At 63.4% G+C, this 21,735-nt stretch carries 21 protein-coding genes; 11 read left to right on the top strand and 10 right to left on the bottom strand.

Annotated elements, in window-relative coordinates:
• Positions 1–53: 53 nt before the first annotated feature.
• The 4 genes from IYY11_RS20240 to IYY11_RS20255 form a co-directional block, all read right to left on the bottom strand.
• On the bottom strand, positions 54–893 hold the full coding sequence (locus tag IYY11_RS20240; RefSeq protein ID WP_196405535.1) for a bifunctional 2-polyprenyl-6-hydroxyphenol methylase/3-demethylubiquinol 3-O-methyltransferase UbiG: 840 nt from the start codon (positions 891–893) through the stop codon (positions 54–56).
• Between the two features lie 76 nt (positions 894–969).
• Complete coding sequence (locus IYY11_RS20245; protein WP_196405536.1) at positions 970–2,271, bottom strand: polyhydroxyalkanoate depolymerase; 1,302 nt, start codon at positions 2,269–2,271, stop codon at positions 970–972.
• A 153-nt stretch (positions 2,272–2,424) separates the two neighbouring features.
• A complete protein-coding gene (cbiB, locus tag IYY11_RS20250) occupies positions 2,425–3,387 on the bottom strand; it encodes an adenosylcobinamide-phosphate synthase CbiB (RefSeq protein WP_196405537.1) in 963 nt (320 codons plus the stop codon).
• Complete coding sequence (locus IYY11_RS20255) at positions 3,384–3,938, bottom strand: YbhB/YbcL family Raf kinase inhibitor-like protein (RefSeq protein WP_196405538.1); 555 nt, start codon at positions 3,936–3,938, stop codon at positions 3,384–3,386. The genes cbiB and IYY11_RS20255 overlap by 4 nt, the downstream gene beginning before the upstream one ends.
• A 92-nt stretch (positions 3,939–4,030) precedes the next feature.
• Here IYY11_RS20255 and IYY11_RS20260 point away from each other — a divergent pair, with 92 nt between their 5' ends.
• The 3 genes from IYY11_RS20260 to IYY11_RS20270 are packed head-to-tail and all read left to right on the top strand — an operon-like array spanning position 4,031 to position 6,775.
• Positions 4,031–5,140 carry a cobalt-precorrin-5B (C(1))-methyltransferase gene (locus IYY11_RS20260; protein ID WP_196405539.1) on the top strand — a complete coding sequence of 370 codons (1,110 nt, stop codon included), beginning with the start codon at positions 4,031–4,033 and terminating at the stop codon, positions 5,138–5,140.
• Positions 5,137–5,667: a bifunctional adenosylcobinamide kinase/adenosylcobinamide-phosphate guanylyltransferase gene (gene cobU, locus IYY11_RS20265; protein ID WP_196405540.1), complete on the top strand. Its 531-nt coding sequence runs from the start codon at positions 5,137–5,139 to the stop codon at positions 5,665–5,667. Before IYY11_RS20260 ends, cobU begins: the two co-directional genes overlap by 4 nt.
• 52 nt (positions 5,668–5,719) lie before the next feature.
• Complete coding sequence (locus IYY11_RS20270) at positions 5,720–6,775, top strand: polyhydroxybutyrate depolymerase (RefSeq protein WP_196405541.1); 1,056 nt, start codon at positions 5,720–5,722, stop codon at positions 6,773–6,775.
• A 278-nt stretch (positions 6,776–7,053) separates the two neighbouring features.
• Here the strand turns inward: IYY11_RS20270 and IYY11_RS20275 are convergent, their stop codons facing one another.
• Complete coding sequence (locus IYY11_RS20275; protein ID WP_196405901.1) at positions 7,054–8,352, bottom strand: O-acetylhomoserine aminocarboxypropyltransferase/cysteine synthase family protein; 1,299 nt, start codon at positions 8,350–8,352, stop codon at positions 7,054–7,056.
• A gap of 163 nt (positions 8,353–8,515) precedes the next feature.
• Between IYY11_RS20275 and IYY11_RS20280 the strand changes: the two genes are divergently transcribed.
• A complete protein-coding gene (locus tag IYY11_RS20280; RefSeq protein WP_196405542.1) occupies positions 8,516–8,887 on the top strand; it encodes a hypothetical protein in 372 nt (123 codons plus the stop codon).
• Positions 8,888–9,030: 143 nt separating this feature from the next.
• Entirely contained in the window at positions 9,031–9,246 is a 216-nt protein-coding gene (locus IYY11_RS20285; protein ID WP_196405543.1) for a hypothetical protein, read from the top strand.
• A gap of 55 nt (positions 9,247–9,301) precedes the next feature.
• Here IYY11_RS20285 and IYY11_RS20290 read toward each other — a convergent pair whose 3' ends face one another.
• A complete protein-coding gene (locus IYY11_RS20290; RefSeq protein ID WP_196405544.1) occupies positions 9,302–11,455 on the bottom strand; it encodes a S9 family peptidase in 2,154 nt (717 codons plus the stop codon).
• A 170-nt stretch (positions 11,456–11,625) separates the two neighbouring features.
• Between IYY11_RS20290 and IYY11_RS20295 the strand changes: the two genes are divergently transcribed.
• Both IYY11_RS20295 and IYY11_RS20300 read left to right on the top strand, forming a co-directional pair.
• On the top strand, positions 11,626–11,796 hold the full coding sequence (locus IYY11_RS20295) for a hypothetical protein (RefSeq protein ID WP_196405545.1): 171 nt from the start codon (positions 11,626–11,628) through the stop codon (positions 11,794–11,796).
• A 163-nt stretch (positions 11,797–11,959) separates the two neighbouring features.
• Positions 11,960–12,283, top strand: coding sequence for a PsiF family protein (locus IYY11_RS20300; protein ID WP_196405546.1), 324 nt, complete (start codon positions 11,960–11,962; stop codon positions 12,281–12,283).
• 148 nt (positions 12,284–12,431) lie between these two features.
• On the opposite strand, the gene IYY11_RS20305 is transcribed toward IYY11_RS20300, so the two are convergent.
• The gene (locus IYY11_RS20305) at positions 12,432–13,442 is read right to left on the bottom strand and encodes a polyprenyl synthetase family protein (protein ID WP_196405547.1); all 1,011 of its coding nucleotides are present in this window, start codon (positions 13,440–13,442) and stop codon (positions 12,432–12,434) included.
• 253 nt (positions 13,443–13,695) lie between these two features.
• Here IYY11_RS20305 and IYY11_RS20310 point away from each other — a divergent pair, with 253 nt between their 5' ends.
• Positions 13,696–14,358 carry a tRNA1(Val) (adenine(37)-N6)-methyltransferase gene (locus IYY11_RS20310; protein WP_246720132.1) on the top strand — a complete coding sequence of 221 codons (663 nt, stop codon included), beginning with the start codon at positions 13,696–13,698 and terminating at the stop codon, positions 14,356–14,358.
• A gap of 167 nt (positions 14,359–14,525) precedes the next feature.
• Here the strand turns inward: IYY11_RS20310 and IYY11_RS20315 are convergent, their stop codons facing one another.
• Positions 14,526–16,076 (bottom strand): radical SAM protein, encoded by a 1,551-nt coding sequence (locus tag IYY11_RS20315; RefSeq protein ID WP_196405549.1) that lies wholly within the window; start codon positions 16,074–16,076, stop codon positions 14,526–14,528.
• A gap of 155 nt (positions 16,077–16,231) precedes the next feature.
• Positions 16,232–17,302 (bottom strand): DUF2778 domain-containing protein, encoded by a 1,071-nt coding sequence (locus tag IYY11_RS20320; protein ID WP_196405550.1) that lies wholly within the window; start codon positions 17,300–17,302, stop codon positions 16,232–16,234.
• An 800-nt stretch (positions 17,303–18,102) separates the two neighbouring features.
• Between IYY11_RS20320 and IYY11_RS20325 the strand changes: the two genes are divergently transcribed.
• The 3 genes from IYY11_RS20325 to IYY11_RS20335 all read left to right on the top strand — a co-directional run bounded on the left by IYY11_RS20325 (position 18,103) and on the right by IYY11_RS20335 (position 20,959).
• Positions 18,103–19,002 carry a hypothetical protein gene (locus IYY11_RS20325; protein ID WP_196405551.1) on the top strand — a complete coding sequence of 300 codons (900 nt, stop codon included), beginning with the start codon at positions 18,103–18,105 and terminating at the stop codon, positions 19,000–19,002.
• Between the two features lie 317 nt (positions 19,003–19,319).
• Positions 19,320–20,252 carry a glycine--tRNA ligase subunit alpha gene (locus IYY11_RS20330; RefSeq protein ID WP_196405552.1) on the top strand — a complete coding sequence of 311 codons (933 nt, stop codon included), beginning with the start codon at positions 19,320–19,322 and terminating at the stop codon, positions 20,250–20,252.
• Between the two features lie 278 nt (positions 20,253–20,530).
• On the top strand, positions 20,531–20,959 hold the full coding sequence (locus IYY11_RS20335; RefSeq protein WP_246720133.1) for a hypothetical protein: 429 nt from the start codon (positions 20,531–20,533) through the stop codon (positions 20,957–20,959).
• A gap of 107 nt (positions 20,960–21,066) precedes the next feature.
• Here IYY11_RS20335 and IYY11_RS20340 read toward each other — a convergent pair whose 3' ends face one another.
• Positions 21,067–21,663 (bottom strand): gamma-glutamylcyclotransferase, encoded by a 597-nt coding sequence (locus tag IYY11_RS20340; RefSeq protein ID WP_196405553.1) that lies wholly within the window; start codon positions 21,661–21,663, stop codon positions 21,067–21,069.
• Between the last annotated feature and the right edge of the window lie 72 nt (positions 21,664–21,735).

Consider the following 21,735-nt stretch of genomic DNA (forward strand, 5'->3'; position numbering starts at 1 on the left):
GGTCAGGCCTTTGGGCTGCCGGGAATGACGGCCCAAATGCACGGATCTCCGTACTATTTCCAGCGCGTGTCGAATTTCGCGAGATTGAACGGCGGCTTATAGGGATGCAGCGGATTTTCGCCGCTGAAGGGCTTCACCACGGTGAGAATGCGCTCGCGATGTTTCAGGGGCGGGAAGCCTGAAGGATCCTGCGCCCCGGTGAAACCGAAAAGATGCGCGGGATCGACATTGACCTTGAACGCCGGCGGCGGACGCATCCAGCTTTGCGCGGCGACATCCATATAGGTTGTCTTCAGCATGTGGTTGAGGCCCCACTGCGTCGGCACGAAGCAGGACTTCGCCGAATCCGACATGTCCCAGTAAAAAGTGTCGGGCCGCAATTCGAGCGTCGCGTCGCCTTCGAAAATCGCGATCGATCCTTCGTGCATGAGATGCCGCACTTCGGCGAATCCCGCGAAGGGATCGACAAGGTGGTAGTAGACGCCGAGACAGATGATGATGTCGAAGGTCTCATTGAGCTTCGAGGCTTCGTAGATCGAAACGTTCTGATTGATCTCGACGTTGGAATTCAAAAGCTTCTTGGCGAGGCGCAGCCCGGCGCCGCTCGCCCAGTTCTGGCTCACGTCGTCGGTGGCGACAACGCGCTTGGCGCCCCGCCGCTCGGCGTAAAAGCTCCAGAAACCGTCCCAGCAGCCGATTTCGAGCACGCTCTTGCCGGTGAAATCGATCTTGTCGAGCTCGTTCTCGATGAAGCGCCAGATGCGGCGGTGATCGTCGGCCTGCGACACGCTGAGGGCGCGCAGCCCGTTTCCGAAATCGAACTCATGATACCAATGAATGGCGTCAATTTCTTTTTGCAGCGCTTCGCGCGAGGCTGCGTCCTGCACGTCCATCGAATGTTCCTTGGATGATTGGGTCGGGCGCGCGAAAACGCCCACTCTAATCGCGGCGAGGGCGCGGAGTTTGCCTTTATTCCGCGCTCCATGCAAGGCGAGGACGCGTCGTCCCTAAGCCGTCGACACTCTCCATGTCGGCCGCGAATGCGCGAATGCGCGGCGCAATCTCGTCGCGAAAGCGCGAGCCGTTGAAGACGCCGTAATGGCCGACGCCTTTCTGCACATAATGGCGTTTCCGGGCGGCAGGAATATTGGCGCAGAGATCCAGCGCGGCTTCGGTCTGGCCGACGCCGGAAATGTCGTCTTTTTCACCCTCGACGGCAAACAGCGCCGTGCGGCGGATCGCTTTGAGGTCGATGAGATTGCCCCGGTGGCGCAACAGTCCGAGCGGCACCTCGTGGCGGACGAAGATGCGATCCACGGTTTGCAGATAGAATTCTGCGGTCAAATCCATCACCGCAAGATATTCGTCGTAAAAATCGCGGTGTCTTTCGGCGGAGTCGCCGTCCCCCTCGACGAGATGGTCGAACATTTCGAGATGGGCCGAGATATGGCGCTCGAAATTCATCGACATGAAGCCGGAGAGCTGCAGAAAGCCCGGATAGACTTGGCGTCCCATGCCCGCGTGCGGAAACGGCACGGTGTGAATGCAATGGCTGCGGAACCAATCCATGCCGCGCTGCTGCGCCAGCTTGTTGACCGCCGTCGGATTCACCCTTGTGTCGATGGGGCCGCCGATCAGCACCATGGATTCGGGAACGTCAGGATCGTTGTCCGCCTCCATCGCGGCGATCGCGCAGATGAGCGGCACTGACGCCTGACAGACGCCCAGCGTATGCAAAGGCGTTTCAGTTCCGTTCAACGCGAGGAATCGCATGATTTCGCTGAGATAATCGATGTAATCATCGAGATCGAAGGAGCCGTCGACGAGCGGCACCGAGCGCGCGTCGCTCCAATCCGTGATGTAGACGTCGTGGGTCGGCAGGAAGGCCTCGACCGTGCCGCGCAGCAGCGTGGCGTAGTGGCCGGACATCGGCGCGACAATCAGCAATTTCGACTGTCGGGGCGCCGGACCGGTAAACAGCCGCTTCAAATGCAGCAGGCCGCAAAACGGACGGCTCCAGACAACCTCCTCGAAGATCTCGACCTCGGCGCCGTCGACAACCGTCGTGTCCAGGCCGAACAGCGGTTTCCCGTAGCGGCGGGTCATACGCTCGAACAGTTCCGCCGAGGCGGCGACGTTGCGGCCGAACGACGTGTGATGCAGCGGATTGAGCGGATTCTTCATCGCGTGCAGCATCGCGTCCGTCGCCGCCCGCGCCGGCGCGAAAGCCAAGTGCAACATTTCGTATAGCTGGTACGACATACGGTCCATCTTTACGCTTCTCCCCGCCACCCCCGTCGCAGCCGCCGCGCTGCGTTTCATGCTGCACCGCACAATCTAACTTATAACACATTCAAGATGGGCTAAGTTAGAAATCTGGCGAGCAGAGCTGTGGCGCCACGGACCTGAAAATTTGCAGCTCTGTCATATTCTCGCAGCCAAGGCGCAGACTGCAAGCGAAAACCAGAGCGTGGCGGTTGAAATCTCATAGAGCGACAAAGCGCGGCGAATATCCGCCGCATTGGCCTCGCGCCTGCCGTCGCCCAGACTCGCGCCCTCCACCGCCTCAGCCCCGCCGTAGGATCGGGGACCGCCGAGCTTGAGACCAAGAGCGCCCGCAGCCGCCGCTTCGGGCCAGCCTGCGTTGGGAGAGGCGTGCTTTGGCGCATCACGCCAGGCCGCCGCCAGCGCCTTGGCCGGAGAGGCGCCGTTCACCGCCAAGGCGCCGATCGTCAGCAGGCCCGCAGATGCGCGCGCGGGGAGAACATTCATCAAATCGTCGCAGCGCGCGGCGGCCCAGCCGAAGGCGAGATAGCGCGCCGACTTATGGCCGATCATGCTGTCGGCGGTGTTGACGGCCTTGTAGGCGAGAGCGCCAGGTAAGCCGAAAACCGCGAGCCAGAGCGCCGGCGCGACGACGCCGTCGGAGAAATTCTCGGCGAGGCTCTCGATGGCGGCGCGCGCGACGCCAGCCTCGTCCAGTGCCGCTACGTCGCGGCCGACGATTTTCGCGACCGCCGCCCGGCCGTCCTCCACCGAGATCGTCAGAGCCTCCGCGACCGCGGCGACATGCGCATGCAGGCTGCGCTGCGCCAGAAGGCTGGACGCCACGACAGCGAGCGCAATCCAGCCGAGCGGAAGCGCGAGCGCCGCGCGTTCGATCAGCGCGCCGCTCCCACCGGCGATGACAAGAAGCGCCACGAGAGCGACCGCGCCTTTCGCCCGTCGAAGCGCGAAGGAGTCGCCCTCACGGTTCAGCCCTCGGTCGAGCGCGGCGATCAGCGCGCCCATCCATGTCATCGGATGGCCGATCCGGCGAAAAAGCGCATCCGGATAGCCGGCGCCCGCCTCAATGGCGAGCGCCAGAAGCGCAACGCCGAAATTCACCGTCCAAAAAGCGCGGTGATCGAGGCCTTGGCCAGCGCATTCTGATTGATGGTGAAGCCGGCGGCGGCGGTGCGGCCATGAGCGGCGTCGCCGAGCTTCTCAGTCTTGAGCGCGTAGACGGTGAAAACGTAGCGGTGCGGCTTGCCGGGCGGCGGGCAGGGACCGCCATAGGCCTTGTCGCCAAAGTCCGTCTCCAAATGATGCGCGCCGGACGGCAGATTTTTCCCCGAAGCGTCGCCGGCGCCGCGCTTCAAGCCGTGAACGTCGGCCGGAATATCGACGACGAGCCAGTGCCAGAAACCGGCGCCGCCGGTGGGCGCATCGGGATCATGCACGAGCACGGCGAAGCTCTTGGTGCCGGGCGGCGGGTCGCTCCAATGGAGCTCCGGCGAGATATTCTCACCGGTGCAGCTCATGGAATCATAGACATGCCTCATATCGATCGTCTTGCCTTCGGCGACGTCGGGGCTTGTGAGCTCGAACGCCTGGGCGCCGCTCGAATCGGCGGCCAGCGCAATAAGACCGAGAAAGGATGAAACGCTGCGCAACATGTAAGCGTGCTCCTCAAATCTGGAAATCGCCGCATCTTTAGCGGATCGACGCGCCGGTGTCGCGCGCTCGCGCTTCGCGGTAAAGAGGGCGCATGAGCGATGCGGGAAGTGGGCGTCCTTTGCGCCGCGGCTGGACGACCGGCGCCTGCGCGACCGCCGCGACGCGCGCCGCCTTTGAGGCGCTGATGACGGATGCGCCGCCTCCCGATCCGGTCGAGATCGCGTTGCCGTCGGGAAAGCGCGTCGCCTTCGCGCTCGCGACCTTCGAACGCGGCGAGGATTTCGCCCGCGCCGGCGTGGTCAAGGACGCCGGCGACGATCCGGACGTCACCCACGGCGCCCTTATATGCGTGCAAGTGCGCCGCGGCGCTGCCGGCGCGGGCGTGCGGTTTTTCGCGGGAGAGGGCGTCGGCGTCGTGACGCGCCCGGGCCTTCCGCTGGCGCCCGGCGAGCCGGCGATCAATCCCACGCCGCGTAAGATGATGGTTGAGACGATCATCGAGGCGAGCGCCCAGATCGGCGTCGGCGCGGACGCCGACATCGAAATTTCGGTCCCCGGCGGTAGGGAATTGGCCAAGCACACGCTCAACGGCCGCCTCGGCATCGTTGGCGGACTTTCCATACTAGGCACCACCGGCATCGTGACGCCGTTTTCCTGCGCCGCGTGGATCGACAGCATCCATCGCGGCGTCGATGTGGCGCGCGCCAGCGGCCTGACGCATGTCGCCGGCACGACGGGCTCGACCTCCGAGGCGGCGGTGAAGCGGCTTTATGATCTGCCGGAGACGTCCCTCATCGAAATGGGCGATTTCGTCGGCGGGCTTTTGAAATATCTTCGCACCCATCCGGTCGCGCGCGTCACGATCGGCGGCGGCTTCGCCAAAATGACCAAGCTCGCGCAAGGGCGGCTCGATCTTCATTCGGGGCGCTCGAGCGTTGATTTTGCGCGGCTCGCCCAAACCGCGCGCGAGGTTGGCGCGGGCGAAGAGATTGCGGCGCTGATCGAGAGCGCCAACAGCGCGCTCGAAGCGTTGCAGATCGGGCAAAGCGCAGGAATCGATCTTTCGGCGCCGGTCGCGCGCGCCGCGTGGAAAACCGCCGCGCGGCTGCTGGATCCGGCGGAGAGCGAATTGGAGATCATCATATTCGACCGCGAGGGGGCGTTGCTCGCCCGCACGCCGTTTCAAAGAGCCAGCATATGACTGAAAATCCGCATCTCACCCTTGTGCTCGGCGGCGCGCGTTCAGGCAAAAGCGCCTATGCGGAGAGTCTCATCGTCACGCATCCGTCGCCCTGGACCTATATTGCGACGGCGGACATTCTCGATGAGGAAATGCGTGCGCGCGTCGACGCGCATCGCGCAAGACGCGGCGAGGATTGGCGCACCGTCGAAGCGGCGCAGGCGCTCGTCGAAGCGATTGGCGATGCGCCAGCGGATCGCCCGTTGCTGATCGACTGTCTCACCTTGTGGCTGAGCAATCGGCTTATTGGCGGCGCCGATCTTTCGCGTGATCGCGCCGCGCTTGTTCACGCGTTGTCGTCCCGCTCGGCGCCGACCGTCGCCGTCTCGTCCGAGGTGGGATTGTCGATCGTGCCGGACAACGCATTGGCGCGTGCTTTTCGGGATGCGGCAGGCGAATTGCATCAGGCTGTTTCCCGGAGTGCGGGAAGAGTGGCGCTCGTCGTCGCGGGCAATCCGCTGATCGTGAAGGGGCCGCCGATCATGTGATCATTTCTCCCCGCCGCTAAAGCTTCGCCACACGATTTTAGAGGAGAAGTTCATGTTTATTCCTTTGCGCAGATTACACATCGCCGTCGCCGTGACGTGCTGTCTTGCAGCCGACGCCGCGTCAGGGGCCGAGCGCCTGCCGCCCTACGGCGCAAATCTCTCCGAGACTTCCGTGTCAGGGCTTTCATCGGGCGCCGCCATGGCGTTGCAATTCCATGTGGCGCATTCGGGCATTGTGAAGGGCGCCGGGATCATCGCCGGCGTGCCTTACGACTGCGCGGAGCAGAGTACGAACCAGGCGACCAATAATTGCATGAAGCCGGACGCCGGCCATCCTGTCCCGGATCCGGCGCATCTTACGAACATCACCGATTCGCTCGCGCGCTCCGGCGCCATAGACGACGTCGCCAATTTGAATGACGCGCGCGTCTGGCTGTTTTCCGGCCGCAAGGACGAGGTGGTGCACCCCGTCGTGATGGATGCGGCGCGCGATTATTACGCGTTTTATGTGCCGCCGGACCGCATCGTCTATCGAAACGATATCGGCGCGGGTCACGCCATGGTGACCGAGGACTATGGCGACAAGCAATGCGGCGTGAACAAGGCTCCGTTCATCGTCGATTGCGACTTCGACGCCGCGAAAGCCTTGCTCGAACAGATTTACGGGCCGCTCAACCCGCCGAGCGCGCAGCCCGCCGGAAAATATGTCGAGTTCGACCAGAAGGAATTTCTGCCCGACGGCAATCCCTACAATCACAGTCTAAGCGATGTCGGCTACGCGTATGTGCCGCATGTCTGCGCGCTGGAGACGTGCCGCGTGCATGTCGCCCTGCATGGCTGCAAACAGCAGGCGGCCGAAGTTGGCGACGCGTTCTACAAAAACGCCGGCTACAATCGCTGGGCCGATACGAACCACATCATCGTCGTTTACCCGCAAACGATCAGCCGCTGGGGATGGGGCTGGCCGTTCTATACGTTGAACTTCGTGTTGAATCCCAACGCCTGCTGGGACTGGTGGGGCTACGACAACGCCGAGCACCACACCAAGAAGGGGCCGCAGATCGCCGCCATTCGCGCGATCGTGGACCGGCTCGCGACGAAGCCTTGAGTCAGGCGCAACACGCATGGCGTTTGTGCGCATCCTTCTCACACTTGGTGGGAGAAGGTGGCCCTCGCGTCAGCGAGGGTCGGATGAGGGCTTTAGAGTGCGATCGGAAATCCTTTCGTCTTCGCGGGACGCGTCCGAGCGATGGACGATCCGCTCTCATGGCTCTTGAACTTCGCTGGCGCCATTCTTCGTAAACCAAGAAGCATTGCTGCGATCGCCCTCATCCGACCCCGCTTCGCGGGGCCACCTTCTCCCGCTTCACGGGAGAAGGGAGCGCCTTACGCGCCCGCCGCTTTCAGCCCCTTTTCCAGATCGGCGATAATGTCATCGATGTGCTCGATGCCGATCGAGAGCCGCACATAGCCGGGCGTCACGCCGCTCGCGATCTGCGCCTCCTCCGCGAGCTGAGAATGCGTCGTCGTCGCCGGATGGATGGCGAGGCTGCGCGCGTCGCCGATATTGGCGACGTGATAGAACATCTGCAGCGCGTCGATAAATCTGCGGCCGGCGTCGAGACCGCCCTTTAATTCGAAGCCGAGCAGCGCGCCATAGCCGCCCTTCAGATAGGCGTCGGCGCGGCGGCGCATCTCGCCTGTCTGCTGCGACGGATGAATGACCCGCGTCACTTCGCTGCGCTCGCTCAAGAAGTCGACGACCTTCTGCGCGTTCTGCACATGACGCTCCATGCGCAGCGTCACCGTCTCGACGCCCTGCAGTGTCAGAAAGGCGTTGAACGGCGAGGGAGCCGGGCCGAGATCGCGTAGCAGCGTCGCGCGCGCCTTGATGATATAGGCGACCGGACCGATCGGCTTGACCGCCTCAACCCAGACGGCGCCGTGATAGCTCGGATCGGGCGTGTTCAGCGCCGGCTGACGTTGCGGAAATTTCTCCCAGTCGAAATTGCCGGAATCGATGATGGCGCCGCCGATCGACGTGCCGTGGCCGCCGAGATATTTCGTCGTCGAATAAACGACGATCGCCGCGCCATGATCGATCGGCCGGCAGAGAATCGGCGCGGCGGTGTTGTCCATGATCAGCGGAATGCCGAGCTCCCGGCCGATCGCCGCGACTTCGGCGATTGGAAACACCGTGAGTTTGGGATTAGGCAGAGTCTCGGCGTAATAGGCGCGCGTGCGATCGTCGGTGGCGCGGCGGAAATTTTCCGGATCCGCCGGATCGACGAAGCGCACCTCGAGACCCTGGTCCTTCAGCGTATTGGCGAAGAGGTTCCAGGTGCCGCCGTAAAGATCGGTGGACGAGACGACATTGTCGCCGACGCGCGCGAGATTTTGAATCGACAGCGCCGACGCCGCCTGTCCCGACGCCAGCGCCAGGGCCGCCACGCCGCCCTCCAGCGCCGCGAGCCGCGCCTCCAATACGCCGGTCGTCGGGTTGCCGATGCGCGTATAGATGTGGCCGAGTTCTTTCAGCGCAAAAAGATTGGCGGCGTGCTCGGTGTCGTGAAACTGATAGGAGGTCGTCTGGTAAATCGGAACGGCGACGGCGCCGTTGGTTTCATCAGCGCGCCAGCCGGCGTGGAGCGCAATCGTTTCGGCGTGCTTGCTGTCGACGGCCATCATGTTTCTCCTAGCGTAAGCGCAAGCTGAATACGGCAAAGCGTACGCGAGCGCTACAGGGCGCGCCCTACATGGCGCGCCTCGCGCCATTGCTAGTTTTGTTCCCTCCTCCATTTACCCGCAGGGCGAATGTCGCGCATTGGCGCCCCTCCAAGGAGTCGACATGAAGACAAGATTAGCCGTCGTCGGAAGCCTCGCCCTCGCCCTTTTGGCGCCTGCCGCGTTGGCCGAGGACCAGCAGCAGGACCAACAGCAACAGCCGCAGCAAACGCAGCAGCAGCCGCCAGATCAGCAGTCTCAGCAACCGCAGGAGCAGGGCGTGACCTCGGGACCGGCGGCTGGAAGTCCGGTCGAGCCATCGGGCGCCGTGCAGAAGGACAATCCGAAAGCGGCTGATGTCAACGAAAGCGGTTTGGCGGGGTCGAGTGGAACCTCCGCCGGCTCGCCGGGCGTCGAGGGAAAGAAAGGAACACAAAGCGGCCAGGAATGGGCTCCGCCCGAAGAGATCAGGCGGAAGAAGGGGCCAAGCTCGTAGCGTCCGTTCGAGCTGCGAGTCAGGACTCGCTGCGGATGATCAATCGGCGGCTTGAGTGGAAGGAGTCGCCGACTATAATCCGCGCCGGCCATAAATGAGCGCAACCCCGCGACTCGGGCTTACTCCAAAGGGGAAATCGCCATATGAAAAAACTACTGCTGTTGACGGCCGCAATCGCCGCGGGCGCAATCTTCAGCGCGCCCGTGCGCGCCGAAGATCAAAACGAAGCGCCCGCTGCGGTGAGCGAAGCGCCCGCCGAAACGGCGGCGCCCAGCGCTCCCGCCGAAACCAGCCCGCCGGCCGCCGAGAGCAAGCCCGTCATTCCCCCCGATTCGGAGTGGGTGCATCCCACCAAATGACTTTCTTCGCTGCATTTCCCTCTCTCGGGAAATGCAGCGGCTTTATTCAATATTATTACACGAAATCCTTCGCGTCATTGAAGGCGCGCGCGGCGCAGGCGAGTGCGAAAGCATATTCCAGCGCCGTGTCTTCAAGCGCTTCGAATCGGCCCGAGGCGCCGGCGTGGCCCGCGCCCATATGGGTGAACAGCATCACTGGTCCGCCGCCGCTCATCGTAGCGCGAAGCTTCGCGACCCATTTGAGCGGCTCCCAATAGGTGACCCGAGGATCGGTCACGCCCGCGACAGCGAGAATCGGCGGATAGTGTTGCGCGCGCACATTGTCGTAAGGCGAATAGGACGCGAGGCGATCATAGGCTTCGGCGCTGGCGATCGGGTTGCCCCATTCCAGCCATTCGGGCGGCGTCAGCGGAAGATCGTCGCGCAGCATCGTATTCAGCGTGTCGACGAAAGGCACGCTGGCGATGATGCCGGCGAACAGCTCCGGCGCCTCATTGGCGACGGCGCCCATCAGCAGACCGCCCGCCGATCCTCCCTGCGCGACGACGCCGCCTTCGCGCGTGTAGCCGGCGGAGATCAGATGGCGCGCGCAATCGATGAAGTCCAAGAAGCTGTTTTGCTTCTTCTCGAGCTTGCCGTCCTCGTACCAGCGCCAGCCCTTGTCCGTTCCGCCGCGAATATGGGCGCGCGCATAGACAAAGCCGCGATCGACGAGCGATAGCGCGTCTTCGTTAAAGCCCGCCGACAGCGCATAGCCATAGGCGCCATAGCCGTAGAGCAGCAGCGGCGCGCCGTCTCCGCCGGGCATGAAGTCGGCGCGATGCAGGAGCGTGATCGGCACGCTTTCGCCGTCGCGCGCCGTCGCGAGAAAGCGCCGCGTTACATACTTCTTGGGATCATGTCCGGAGGGAATTTCCTGGCGCTTGCGCAGGATGCGCGTGCGCGCGGCCATGTCGTAGTCATAAGTCTCATCTGGCGTCGTCATCGACGAATAGACGAAGCGCAGAATGTCGGTGTCGAATTCCAGCCCCGGATCGATCGACAGCGCATAGGCTTCCTCCTCGAAGTGAATCGCATGTTCCTCGCCGCTGGAGAGCGCGCGGATGACGATCGTCGGCAAGGAGTTTTCCCGAAGCAGCCAGACAAGATAACGCGCATAGACGGTGAAGGAGTCGATCATGACGCCGTGGCGATGGGGAACGACGTCCTTCCAGTTTTCGCGGCCGGGCTCCGCGAGCGGCGCGACGGAAATGCGGAAATCATCGGCGCCGTCGGCGTTGTTGCGTATGTAGAGAAGGTCGCCATGCGGCTCGACGTCGTAGCGCAGGCGCGGTTCGCGCGGCGCGACGATGCGCGGCGTCGGATTGCTCTCGCGAAGATCGATGAGCCAGCATTCCGTCGCGTCATGGCCGTGGATGGACACAATCGCGAAACGCCTGCAGCGGCTTTCATGCAGGCTGACGAACCAGGCGCTGTCGGTTTCCTCGATGATCAGCGCGTCGTCGGCGGGATCGGCGCCCACTTCGTGTCGAAAGACCTGCGCGGTGCGATGGTTCTCGTCGATCAGCACATAGTAGTAGGCTTTCGAATTGGCCTGCCAGACAACGGCGCCGTCGCTGTCGCTCACGACGTCGGCGCGGTCGAGGCCATCGCTCAACGCCCTGGTGCGGATGTCGTATAGCTCCGAGCCCGCGTCGTCGACGCTCCAGGCAAGCTGCGCATGATCGGGCGCATGCGCCGCGTCGCCGATATCGAAGAAGTCGTGGCCTTTGGCGAGCGCATCGCCGTCGAGGAGCACGGTTTCGGCGCCGCCGTCTCGCGGCGTCCGGCAGTAGAGCGGATGTTCCGCGCCCTCGTGGAAGCGTTCGTAATAGGCGTAAGGCCCGTCCGGCTCGGGAACCTCGCTGTCATCCTCCTTGATGCGGCCGCGCATTTCGGCCACCAGCGCCCTGCGTAAATTTTTGAGCGGCGCCATGACGCCATCGCAGTAAGCGTTTTCCGTCTCGATCAGCTCGGCGATGTCGTCGGGAAGCGCATCCGGGTCGCGCAGCACCTCGCGCCAGTTTTTCGCCGCGAGCCAGTCGTAGGGATCATCGAGCACGCGGCCATGGATGACTCTGCGCGTGTGGCGCTGCGCGGCGACGGGCGGCGCCGCGCCCGCGAGTTCGAAGCGCCAATCCGATGTCTTCGCCGTCGTATCGCGGGCCATGTCGTTCTCCGCCGATTGCTTTCCGAGGCTTTTATCACTGCTTGCAGCGCCGCGCAGCGATCTCTCTGGAAGCGATCTCTCGGGTCAGTTGAGATCGAAGCAATTTGTAAATCAATCGCGCCTTAGCCTTGCCGCTAATGACCTGTCCGCTTTTGGATGAGGAGCGATTCATGCGTTACTCCCACGCTGCGCTCAGTCCGGTTTCCGTCGGCGAGCGAAGGACTTCCCGCCCCAACGACATTCCTGTGCGCCGCGCGTCCGCGCTGCGCCGGCTCGCATGGAAGATCCTCTATTCGAGCTTCATCGCCGGCGTCGCGATCTACGTGTGGTGGCGACGCTAGCCATTTTTGGCGCTGCTGCGTTGCGTCAAAGACAAACTGTCATAAATCGCCTAAGCTTCAGGTGTGGCCGATGGCGCACGCGCGCTCGCGCGTGATGGAGTCGCGCCGCAATTGGATCAACATGCGGCGTTGCGGCGCGCCTCGAAGCAAAGAAGAAACGTAGATGTTCACCAATATGAAAAGCATTGTCGCTGGCGTCCTATGCGCCAGCCTCTCCTTCGGCGCCGCCGCGCTCGCCGAGACGAAGGCGCCTGACGCGCCGACCGCCTGGGCGCCGCCTGCGGAAATCGCGCCAAAGAGCGTCGCGACTGCAGCAGCGCCCGCGCCGAGCGCCGAGGCGCCTGCCGCCGCTACGCAGCCGGCGAGCGCCGCGACAGGGGCGAAGACGCATGCGGAGAGGGAAAAAGACTGCCGCGCGCAAGCCGACGCTAAAGGGCTTCACGGCAAAGACCGCAAACACTTCAAGACCGACTGTCTGAAGGGATGATAGGTCCGCCGGTCGCCTCGCGCGGCCGGCGCCGCTAGAGCGCTTCCCGATCACATGGAATCATGTAATCGATAAGGAATCGCTCCAGATAAAAGCGTTGGAGCAGGTTCTCACCGAAAAAGTCCGATCAACTTTTTCGGAACCTGCTTTAGTAGACGCGGTCGATGCAGAAGTCGACGACTTCGAGCAGCGCGCTCTTCCATGGCGATGCGGGGAAAATCTCCATCGCGTCGCGTGCGATGGCGCCGTAATGCGCCGCGCGCTCGATCGTATCTTCGAGCGCCTTGTGCTTCTTCATCAGACCGCAGGCGGTCTCGACGTCGCCGTCCTTGATTTCGGCCTTTTCCAGCGTGCGCCGCCAGAACTCGCGTTCTTTCTCATTGCCGCGACGGAAGGCGAGCACCACGGGGAGCGTGATCTTGCCCTCGCGGAAGTCGTCGCCGACGTTCTTGCCGAGCTTGGTGGACGAGCCGCCATAATCGAGCGCGTCGTCGATAAGCTGGAAAGCGACGCCGAGATTCATGCCATAGCTGCGCGCGGCGGCTTCGTCCGCCTTCGGCTTGCCGCCGAGCATCACGCCGACTTCGGCCGCGGCGGCGAAAAGCTCCGCCGTTTTGCGGCGGATGACGCCCATATAGGCGTCCTCGGTGGTGGTAGTGTCCTTCGCGGCGTTGAGCTGCATGATCTCGCCTTCGGCGATCACCGCGGCGGCTTGCGAAACCACGGAGAGCGGCGCGATGACGCCGGGCTCGACCATCATTTTGAAGGCGTGGCCGAGCAGGAAGTCGCCGACGAGCACGCAGGTCTGATTGCCCCACAGCATGCGGGCGGCGATCTTGCCGCGGCGCATGTCGCTTTCGTCGACGACGTCGTCATGGAGCAGCGTCGCCGTATGCATGAATTCAATGCCGGCGGCGAATTTCAGATGCCCGTCGCCCCTGTAGCCGCACATGCCGGCGGTGGCGAGAACGAGCATCGGCCGCAAACGCTTGCCGCCGGCGGAGATGAGATGATTGGCGACCTCGGGAATCGTCGTGACGTCGGAGCCCATGCGCTGAATGATCAGCTGATTGGTGCGCTCCAGGTCGGGCTTGATGAGTTCGAGGAGACTGTCGAGGCCGGCGTCCTTTTTCTCATCGAGCGGAATGACGATACCCACGGACCCCCCTTAAGCCTTACGTTTTCTGGCGCGAACTTACGGCTTTGGGATGGAGGCGGCAAGTCGGCGGCGTAGGCTATCGCAATCACCCTCCCCTTGAGGGGGAGGGTCGCATTGCGATAGCAATGCGGGGTGGGGTGACAGGCGGCAAAGACCTTGGGTTCACCCCACCCCGGCGCTCCACCCTCCCCCTCAAGGGGAGGGTGGAGCGCCGCGGGATGTGAGCCTCTCGGCTCCTATGAAAGACGCGAGTTTGGATGGTTTTCTCGGCGGGCGCCTGCGCCTGCGTCAAAGCGCCGCCGGCCACCGCTCCGGCACCGAGGCGGAGCTTCTCGCCGCCGCGACGCCCCAACATCAGCAGGGGCTCATTCTCGACGTCGGCGCGGGGTCGGGCGCGGTCGGGCTGATGGCGGCGCTGCGCGCGCCTGGCGCGATCGTTGGCCTTGTGGAGATCGACCCCGAGTCTTGCGCGCTCGCGCGCGAAAACGTCGCCGAAAATGCGCTGGGCGCAAGGGCGACGGTTTACCAAGCCGACGTTCTCGCGGCGAAATCGCGCCGCGCCGCTGGACTGATCGACGAGAGGGCGGCGCTCGTGCTCACCAATCCGCCGTTTCACGACGCCGGCAAGGTGCGCGCGACGCCCGACGCGGCCAAGGCGCGCGCCCATATCGCCAGCGCGCCGCTGATGGATTGGGTCCGGGCCTGTCTCGCGCTGCTCGCGCCTAGCGGAACTTTCGTGATGATCCACCGCGCCGACGCGCTCGCCGAATGCCTCGCGGCTGTGCAGGGCAGAATAGGGGGCGTGTCGATCCAGGCGATCCACACGCGGGCCGACGCGCCGGCGACGCGCATTCTTCTCGCCGGCGTCAAGGGCTCGAAAGCGCCGCTGTCGATCTTGAAGGCGATAGTGGTCTAATATGAATCCCGGTTGATCAGTTCGCTGGGCTTGTCATTCCCGGCGGGCCGCAGGCCTGACCGGGAATCCAGAGCCGATACAGCAGCGCTGATTTTCCTCTGGATTCCCGATCGCGCGTGAGATGCGCGTCGGGAATGACAGGCCTGCGACTCAGGCGAAACGCGTATTTACGCCGCGCGCTGCGACGCCGCGGGCGGGCTCGAGAGCTGCGGCTCCCAGTAATTGCCCTTATCAAACATGTGCCGCGCCTGCGCATATTGAAACATGATGCGCGCGACGATGGTGATGGTCTCCGGCTTGCGCACGGCGGCGCCCCAGACCTTGTTCCACATGCGGCCTTCCGCCTCGCCCATCTTGCGCACGTCCATGCCGACCTGCATCGCCTGCTGTTCGACCTCGCGCAGCGATTTCGGATCGAAGGGCTGCGGCGCCGGCGCCTTGCGGTGGCGGCCAAAAGTGCTGATCAGGCGCAGCATGCGTTCGCCGAAGGCGGCCGGGGCGTAGATCGCGTTGCAGAGATTCTGCATGCCGTGATGCAGCTCTTCCATGCTCATCGTCTGGCACTGGATGTTGGAGCTCCACGGCACCGCCTGGGTCTCGACGCCGCCGGTGAGCAGCCGCCCCTCGCGGGTGATGCGGTCGAAGAGCGGCGTCGCCTCCGAGGCCATCAGCGCGCCGAGGCTGAAGATCGGAATCGGCGTCGCCATGGCGAACTCATATTGCTGGGCGAATACGCTCGGGCCGTCATGGTCGAAGCCGACGATCATGCCGCCCATCACCGACATGCCATGGTGGACGAGCTTCTGGATTTCGTCGACGAGGCTGATCTTGAGATTCTGCCGCTTGCCGGTCTCCCGCAGGCTTTCGACATTGGGCGTCTCGATGCCGACGAAGACCTGCGTCAGGCCCGCCGCGACGCACATGTCGAGCAGTTCCTCGTCGCGCGTCGCGTCGATGGAGATCTGCGTGACGAACTCCATCGGACGATCGCGGCGCCAATGCGCGATCGCCGCGAGCAGCTCCTTGCAGTGCGCGCGATACGCGGTGAAATTGTCGTCGGCGAGGAAGGCCGTGCGATAGCCCGCCGCCCAGAGCGCGTCGAGTTCGGCGAGGACGTTGGCGATCGGCTTGTGACGCTGCTTGCGCCCCAGATATTGAATGACGTCGCAGAATTCGCATTCGAACGGACAGCCGCGCGAGGTCTGCACCGCGCCGAGAATCGCGCGGTCGTTGCGATAAAGATCCCAGCGCGGCGGCGGCGAAGCGGCGAGCGACGGCTTGTCGCCGACATAGCTGTCCTTCGGCTTGCCGGCGCTAAGATCGGAGAAAATTTCGCCGGCGATTTCCTCGATCTCGCCGCTGACCAGCACGTCGCAGTGGTCGCGCAGCCGCGCCGGCGAAAGGCTCGCATAAGGGCCGCCGATGATGACGCGCTTGCCGCGGCGGCGGAATTCGTCGGCGATGGCGATCATCCGGCCGCGCTGGCTGACCTTGCCGGTGATCGCGACGTAGTCGGCAGGATGGTCGAAATTCACCGGTTCGACCTGCTCTTCGCAAAGTTCGAAGGCGAAGTCCCTGGGCGCGAGCGCCGCGACGGTCGCCGTGGCGAGGTCCGCCATCATCACGCCGCCCGCCACGCCCGACGCCGCCAGCGCCTCGCCGCCGAAATAAGTTGGAAAATCACCAGCAGGATTGATGAGATAAATCGAAACGGACATGCACGACCCCTCATGCGCTCCGAACTTTACGCTAATGGAACTTCGCAATACCGACAAGAACTTGTCATCGATCCAAAGTGGATGACCGAGCGCAAATCACAAAGAAAAGCGGCCGCTACCGGCCGCCTTTCATTTTCACGCGTAAGAATAAGTGTTTACAGATGCGCGACGACGGCGAGCCGGCGCACCTCGCCGTTCTTATAAGCGCGCAGGAAGGCCTGATAGTCGCGGAACGACACGCAGCCGTTCGAATCGCCGTTCGGGCCGAGCATGTAGGTATGGGCGAGAAGGCCGGCGCGGCCGAAGATCGCGCCCTCGCCGCCGACCGGCGTGAGACGCAGCGCTTCGACGCCATGGAACAGCGCTTCGCGCGGCTTGAGATCGTAAACATGCGGCGGCGTCGCGCCGCGCATCCGCAAATGAACGTAGCGCGGATCGTCGAGATGTTCGCGCAGGCCTGAATGCGCCTCGAGTTTTGCGCCGCTGGGCAGATAGACCGTATGCGTCGAGATGTCGTAGACGGCGGTGTAGCGGTCGTAGCGCGTCGCAGGTCCGACCGCCGCGCCGGCCGCGCCCGAAACGCCCCCGAGGATGCCGGATTTCAGGTCGGAGAGCGTGCCGCCGTCCGGCGCCGCATAGGCGAGCGCCTGTCCGCGCGGCTGCTGCTGGCGCGCCTCTTGCGCCGATTGCGCGGCGTCGCCGAGCCCGAAGAATCTCTCGAAGATCGAGCGGTCGTCCGGTCCGGAGCCCGGCACGACGGTGGTGCGCGCCATGCGGCGCAGCGAGCCCTCATAGAGGCCGCGATTGGCGACGGTGAGTTCGACCGGGCGGCGCGGCGGCAGCGGCGCGTCCTCGGCCGAGGCGACCTGCGCGTCGTCGACGTCCTGTTGCTCGGGAACGATGGCGGACGGCGTTTGCGCCGCGGGCTGGATGCTGGCGTCAAGCGCGCCGCGCAGCGTCGGTTCAGCGAACGCCAGCGTCTGGCGCCGGCCGCCGAGGCCGACGATGGCCCCGTAGGGGTTTTGCGCGACAGAGGCGCTTTGCGTGTGGAACGCCGCGGCTGTCTCAGAGCGGGCGGCCTGGCGCTGCGAGAGCGCCCACCACCCCGCCGACAGGCTCACCGCCAGCGCGACGCCGGCGATGACCAGATGAGACGAGCTCTTGCGAGAATAAATGCGACGATCCAAAGAAATAAAATCGATTGGCGCACCGATCCCTTGCATCATTCGCCCCTACCTCCGAATTACTCTTCCGTCGCAAGGCTCTGAGCTTCGCTGACATTTGCGCGAAATCGCGACAAAGTTCGGCGAAAGCCAGAACTGCACGGAACGCCTTCACATATTCTCACCAGAACTAAACGGCCTTGCTTGGGCTGCTTTAGGGCGAATTCTTGTCCGCGCTTACGGTAAAGACGAATAGTTAAGGCTTTGAAAATGCCGGCTTTCACGAAATGTCCCACCAGGGCGCGGCCAAGTTCGCCGCCGCTTTGGCGCCAAATGTGGCGCCAAGATTGGCGCTCTCTCGCAGGCGCGTTTTGACGACGCGCGACGGCGAAAGCTGCGCTGCTTCAAGTCGTTCTGAAAAAGGTTCTGAAAGGGGACGCGGTCTGAACTATTTGAAGCGCCCATCGGATGCAAGGTTGGCCGTAACGGGCGCGTCAAAGCGCCTCGGCGCAATCGCGAGGCGCGACCTCGTAGCGCGCGGGGGCGAGATTTCGGAAGGGTTGCGCTGAGATCGGCTGCAGGATCGCACGACGACATCATGCCCGGCGCGGTTGGCGCCGAATTGGCACCGGCGCCCCGCACAAGGGCGGTCTGAATTCATGGAGCCGCTCGCCGGTCAGGCGATCCCCGCGGTGCAGGAGTTTTGAGTTAGGTTTTGTGCTGTCGGCATCGACTGGGGCGGTCGAAGGTCGGATTGAACGAGTGCTTATGACCCAAAGGAGGCAGTTGGGTTGCCCATCCAGGGCGTGACCCTCTGTTAGATTGGCCTCGATAGGCTTAGTTATGGAATTCGGGGTGCGGATGTGGGCTACTATTTACGGATTGTAGGCTCCGGCCACGCGGAACAGGTGTGGCGGATCAAAGATCGTAAGGCGGTTCGTCTTGGCGTCAGCAATCCAGAAAGAGGCCCCGGTTCTTACTTCGAGGCGTCTCAACAAGAAACGATCTGGGAGGCTATCGAACGCGGGGGGTGGTCCCGACTTTCGTTTCACAAGATAGAGCTTGACCCGCGGCAATACTGTCCGCGCATGGCACGCCCCTTGAGCTATGAAAAGCAGCGCTACATGCGTAGCCCGAGTGTAACGGAGAATCCGAATATTGTCGCTCTAGGGTTGGGCCAAGCGAACGCTCGTATGCGCCGCTTGGACCTAATCTGTCAGACGGTGCATCCGGCACCGGACACGCTTGATGTATTCGGACATGAAATTCGGAACCTTCTGATCTTAGCGTCCACGGAAGTAGAGGCTCACTGGCGCGGCGTTCTAGTCGCGAACCGCGCCGTCACGGAACAGCTCCGCACCAGAGACTACGTGCGTCTCGTTCGGCCAATGAGGCTCGATGGTTATGCCGTGAGCTTCTCCAGCTACCCTTGGCTACCAGCGGTCAAGCCTTTTTTCGGCTGGAACACCGAGCGGCCGACAAAATCGCTCAGCTGGTATGACGCGTATAACCAAGTCAAACATGATCGTGAGGGTGCTTTCCGACAGGCAAGCTTGGAACACGCGATTAACGCTGTCAGCGCATGCGTTGTTATGTTGGCTGCACAGTTCACTCCCTCGATTGGTCTCGGTGGGCATTCTGATTTAAGCGCGTATTTCCGGTTCCAGGAGATTCCTCAATGGACGCCTAGCGAAATCTATTGTGACTTTGCCGAAGACGGGCGTGACTGGACCGCTGTGCAGCATCCTAATCTCAGGATTTAACGTCGGCTCTGGCCCATCCCGGATATTCACCCGCCCGCCGTCTGCAAAGCATGTCGTTGACCTGCGTTGGCCCCGCCAATAGCTTGCGCGCAAACCCTCTCCCCGCTGGCGGGGAGAGGGAAGGGTGAGGGGCTTGGGGTTTTGACATGAGCGTTGATCGAAGCACGGAAGCAAACGTCAAGAATCCTTCAGCCAACGCTCCCAGCCCCTCACCCCAACCCTCTCAACGCAAGTCGGATTTTTCCGACTTGCGCGTTGAATGCGGAAGTCGGCAACAGCCGACTTCCGAGGAACTGGGAGAGGGAGTATACGCGGCGATGCCCCCCATCGCCCCCCATCTTTCCCCCATCCGCTCCTTCCAGGGGCTCATCCTCACCCTGCAAAACTTCTGGGCGGCGCAGGGCTGCGTCATTCTGCAGCCCTATGACATGGAGATGGGCGCGGGCACCTTTCATCCGGCCACGACGCTGCGCGCGCTCGGCCCGAAGCCGTGGCGCGCGGCCTATGCGCAGCCCTGCCGGCGCCCCAAGGACGGGCGCTATGGCGAGAATCCCAATCGCCTGCAGCATTACTATCAGTTCCAGGTGATCCTCAAACCCTCGCCCCCCGATCTGCAGGAGCTCTATCTCGCTTCGCTTTCGGCGATTGGCGTCGATCCGAAGCTCCACGACATCCGCTTCGTCGAGGACGATTGGGAAAGCCCGACGCTCGGCGCCTGGGGGCTCGGGTGGGAATGCTGGTGCGACGGCATGGAGGTCTCGCAGTTCACTTATTTCCAGCAGGTGGCGGGCTTCGAATGCGCGCCGGTCGCCGGCGAACTGACCTATGGGCTGGAGCGTCTCGCCTGCTATCTGCAGGGCGTCGACAGCATCATGGAATTGAATTTCAACGGCCGCGACGGCGACGAAAAAGTCACCTACGCCGACGTCTTTCTGCAGGCCGAGCAGGAATATTCGCGCCACAATTTTGAGGCCGCCGACACGGGAAAACTTTTTAAAGATTTCAAGGACGCCGAATCCGAATGCGAGCGCCTGCTGCATTTTGGCGCGGGCTCGGGCGACGAGATGCATCTCATGGCGCTGCCGGCCTATGACCAATGCATCAAGGCGAGCCACGCCTTCAATCTTCTCGACGCGCGCGGCGTGATCTCGGTGACCGAGCGCCAGAGCTATATTTTGCGCGTGCGCGAACTCGCCAAGGCCTGCGGCGCGGCCTGGCTGCGCACGGCGGGCGGCGGCGCGAACGGATAGGGCGCGCGCGCTATTGCGAAAGCCTCAATCGGCGCCCACCTCGATAAGAGGTAAAGCGTTCGTCATGCGCGTTGGCGCACATCTTCCAAGATCATCGCCATGCATAACTAAGCGCGAGACGGGAAACCGTCTTGCGCCGTTGGCGAGTAGCGGCGCGTGCGCGCCTGTCCTGTCTTTTGCCAGGAACCCAAGAGACATGGATGGGCGCGCGCTCCTTGACGTTGTGCCCGTTTCGTTCTAGTCATGTTCCGTGTTCATCCTCGTTAGCGGATCGTGCCATGTATCAGCCCCGTTATCCGTCTTTCAGCATCGCTCGCAGCGTCTCTAGCAGCGCCTCTAGCAGCGTCTTGGGGCTTGAGGATTCCGCGCCGCGCGGCCAGGCGCTTCTATCGCTCGCCGAGACGGATTCGCTGCGCAGCCGGTTCTTTTCCTGGCGCGGCGCTTCCGGCCGCCGCTATGTGTGCTCGGTGTTTCAGTCGGGCGAGGAGTCTTTCGTCGCCGACGTGACGAATGGCGTCGTCATCGGCGTCGCGCGGGAGGGCGCGGCGACGCGGCCGGTCTGCGTCTTTCTCGCGCAGGAACGCAGCTACGGCGACCGCCGCGGGCTGCGCGAGATCGCGCGGGAGCTCGGCGTCGCCGAATGGCATGTGCATTTTTGCGCCGACGCCGCGTCGTTGCGCGATCTTTCCGCGTCGCTGCTCAACTGATCAGGCGGACCGTCTGTAGCGTCAGCGTTGCGTCGCGAGTTTCGTGCGCGCAAGTCTGTGCGCGCAAGCGTTAGTCGTTGCGTAAAAGCGTTGTGCAAAGCGTTGCGTCAAAGCGGCGTCGGCTCATCGCCGGCGCCGCCGGTCGCGGGCCCGGTCCTGCAGGACTCGTGATCGAGCCGGCGGACGACCTCGGCGAGTTCGGCGTCATGGATGTCGAGCCGCAGCAGATGTTCGTAGGTGTTGCGCACATAGGCGGGATTGTCGCCGTTGAGGCCGACGCCTTCGGCGATCAGGCGAATCATCTCATCTTCCGGCAGCCGCCCGGCGTATTGGATATGCGTGCGGTCGACGACATAGGCGAGGGCCTTGGCGCCGCCGCCGTCGACGAATCGCACGCCGAGCGTTTTTTCGAGATAGACCGAGGTGACGAGTTCGCGTTCGCGCAGATAGCGAATCGTTTCGGCGCGGTCGCGCGCCGCGATTTTGAAGGCGACGCCCTGGCAGGAGCCGCCGCGATCGAGCCCGAGCACCAGCCCCGGCCGCTGCGGCGTGCCGCGATGGACATGCGAGAAGATGCACAGCGCCCGGTGATAGCCGTGCACCCAGGCGAGCGCGCTGTCGAGGAAGTCGAAGCCCGGCCGCCACATCAGCGACCCGTAGCCGAACACCCAGAAATCTTCGTCCCGCGGACTGGCTGAACCCATTCTACGCCTTTTAAGCCTCGCGATTTCGCTCAAAAATTCGCAGTGTTGGACTGAAGGTTTCCTCATCCTGAG

It is taken from the genome of Methylocystis sp. H62, assembly GCF_015709515.1.
In the GTDB taxonomy this organism is placed as follows: domain Bacteria; phylum Pseudomonadota; class Alphaproteobacteria; order Rhizobiales; family Beijerinckiaceae; genus Methylocystis.

Excerpts from the sequence above, each read along its gene's own strand:
- IYY11_RS20245 (WP_196405536.1), bottom strand. The coding sequence starts at position 2,271 with ATGGACCGTATGTCGTACCAGCTATACGAAATGTTGCACTTGGCTTTC.
- cobU (WP_196405540.1), top strand. The coding sequence starts at position 5,137 with ATGACTGAAAATCCGCATCTCACCCTTGTGCTCGGCGGCGCGCGTTCA.
- IYY11_RS20260 (WP_196405539.1), top strand. The coding sequence starts at position 4,031 with ATGAGCGATGCGGGAAGTGGGCGTCCTTTGCGCCGCGGCTGGACGACC.
- IYY11_RS20240 (WP_196405535.1), bottom strand. The coding sequence starts at position 893 with ATGGACGTGCAGGACGCAGCCTCGCGCGAAGCGCTGCAAAAAGAAATT.
- IYY11_RS20340 (WP_196405553.1), bottom strand. The coding sequence starts at position 21,663 with ATGGGTTCAGCCAGTCCGCGGGACGAAGATTTCTGGGTGTTCGGCTAC.
- IYY11_RS20280 (WP_196405542.1), top strand. The coding sequence starts at position 8,516 with ATGAAGACAAGATTAGCCGTCGTCGGAAGCCTCGCCCTCGCCCTTTTG.
- IYY11_RS20320 (WP_196405550.1), bottom strand. The coding sequence starts at position 17,302 with ATGATGCAAGGGATCGGTGCGCCAATCGATTTTATTTCTTTGGATCGT.
- IYY11_RS20275 (WP_196405901.1), bottom strand. The coding sequence starts at position 8,352 with ATGGCCGTCGACAGCAAGCACGCCGAAACGATTGCGCTCCACGCCGGC.
- IYY11_RS20290 (WP_196405544.1), bottom strand. The coding sequence starts at position 11,455 with ATGGCCCGCGATACGACGGCGAAGACATCGGATTGGCGCTTCGAACTC.
- IYY11_RS20285 (WP_196405543.1), top strand. The coding sequence starts at position 9,031 with ATGAAAAAACTACTGCTGTTGACGGCCGCAATCGCCGCGGGCGCAATC.
- IYY11_RS20255 (WP_196405538.1), bottom strand. The coding sequence starts at position 3,938 with ATGTTGCGCAGCGTTTCATCCTTTCTCGGTCTTATTGCGCTGGCCGCC.
- IYY11_RS20335 (WP_246720133.1), top strand. The coding sequence starts at position 20,531 with ATGTATCAGCCCCGTTATCCGTCTTTCAGCATCGCTCGCAGCGTCTCT.
- IYY11_RS20270 (WP_196405541.1), top strand. The coding sequence starts at position 5,720 with ATGTTTATTCCTTTGCGCAGATTACACATCGCCGTCGCCGTGACGTGC.
- IYY11_RS20315 (WP_196405549.1), bottom strand. The coding sequence starts at position 16,076 with ATGTCCGTTTCGATTTATCTCATCAATCCTGCTGGTGATTTTCCAACT.
- IYY11_RS20295 (WP_196405545.1), top strand. The coding sequence starts at position 11,626 with ATGCGTTACTCCCACGCTGCGCTCAGTCCGGTTTCCGTCGGCGAGCGA.
- IYY11_RS20300 (WP_196405546.1), top strand. The coding sequence starts at position 11,960 with ATGTTCACCAATATGAAAAGCATTGTCGCTGGCGTCCTATGCGCCAGC.
- IYY11_RS20330 (WP_196405552.1), top strand. The coding sequence starts at position 19,320 with ATGCCCCCCATCGCCCCCCATCTTTCCCCCATCCGCTCCTTCCAGGGG.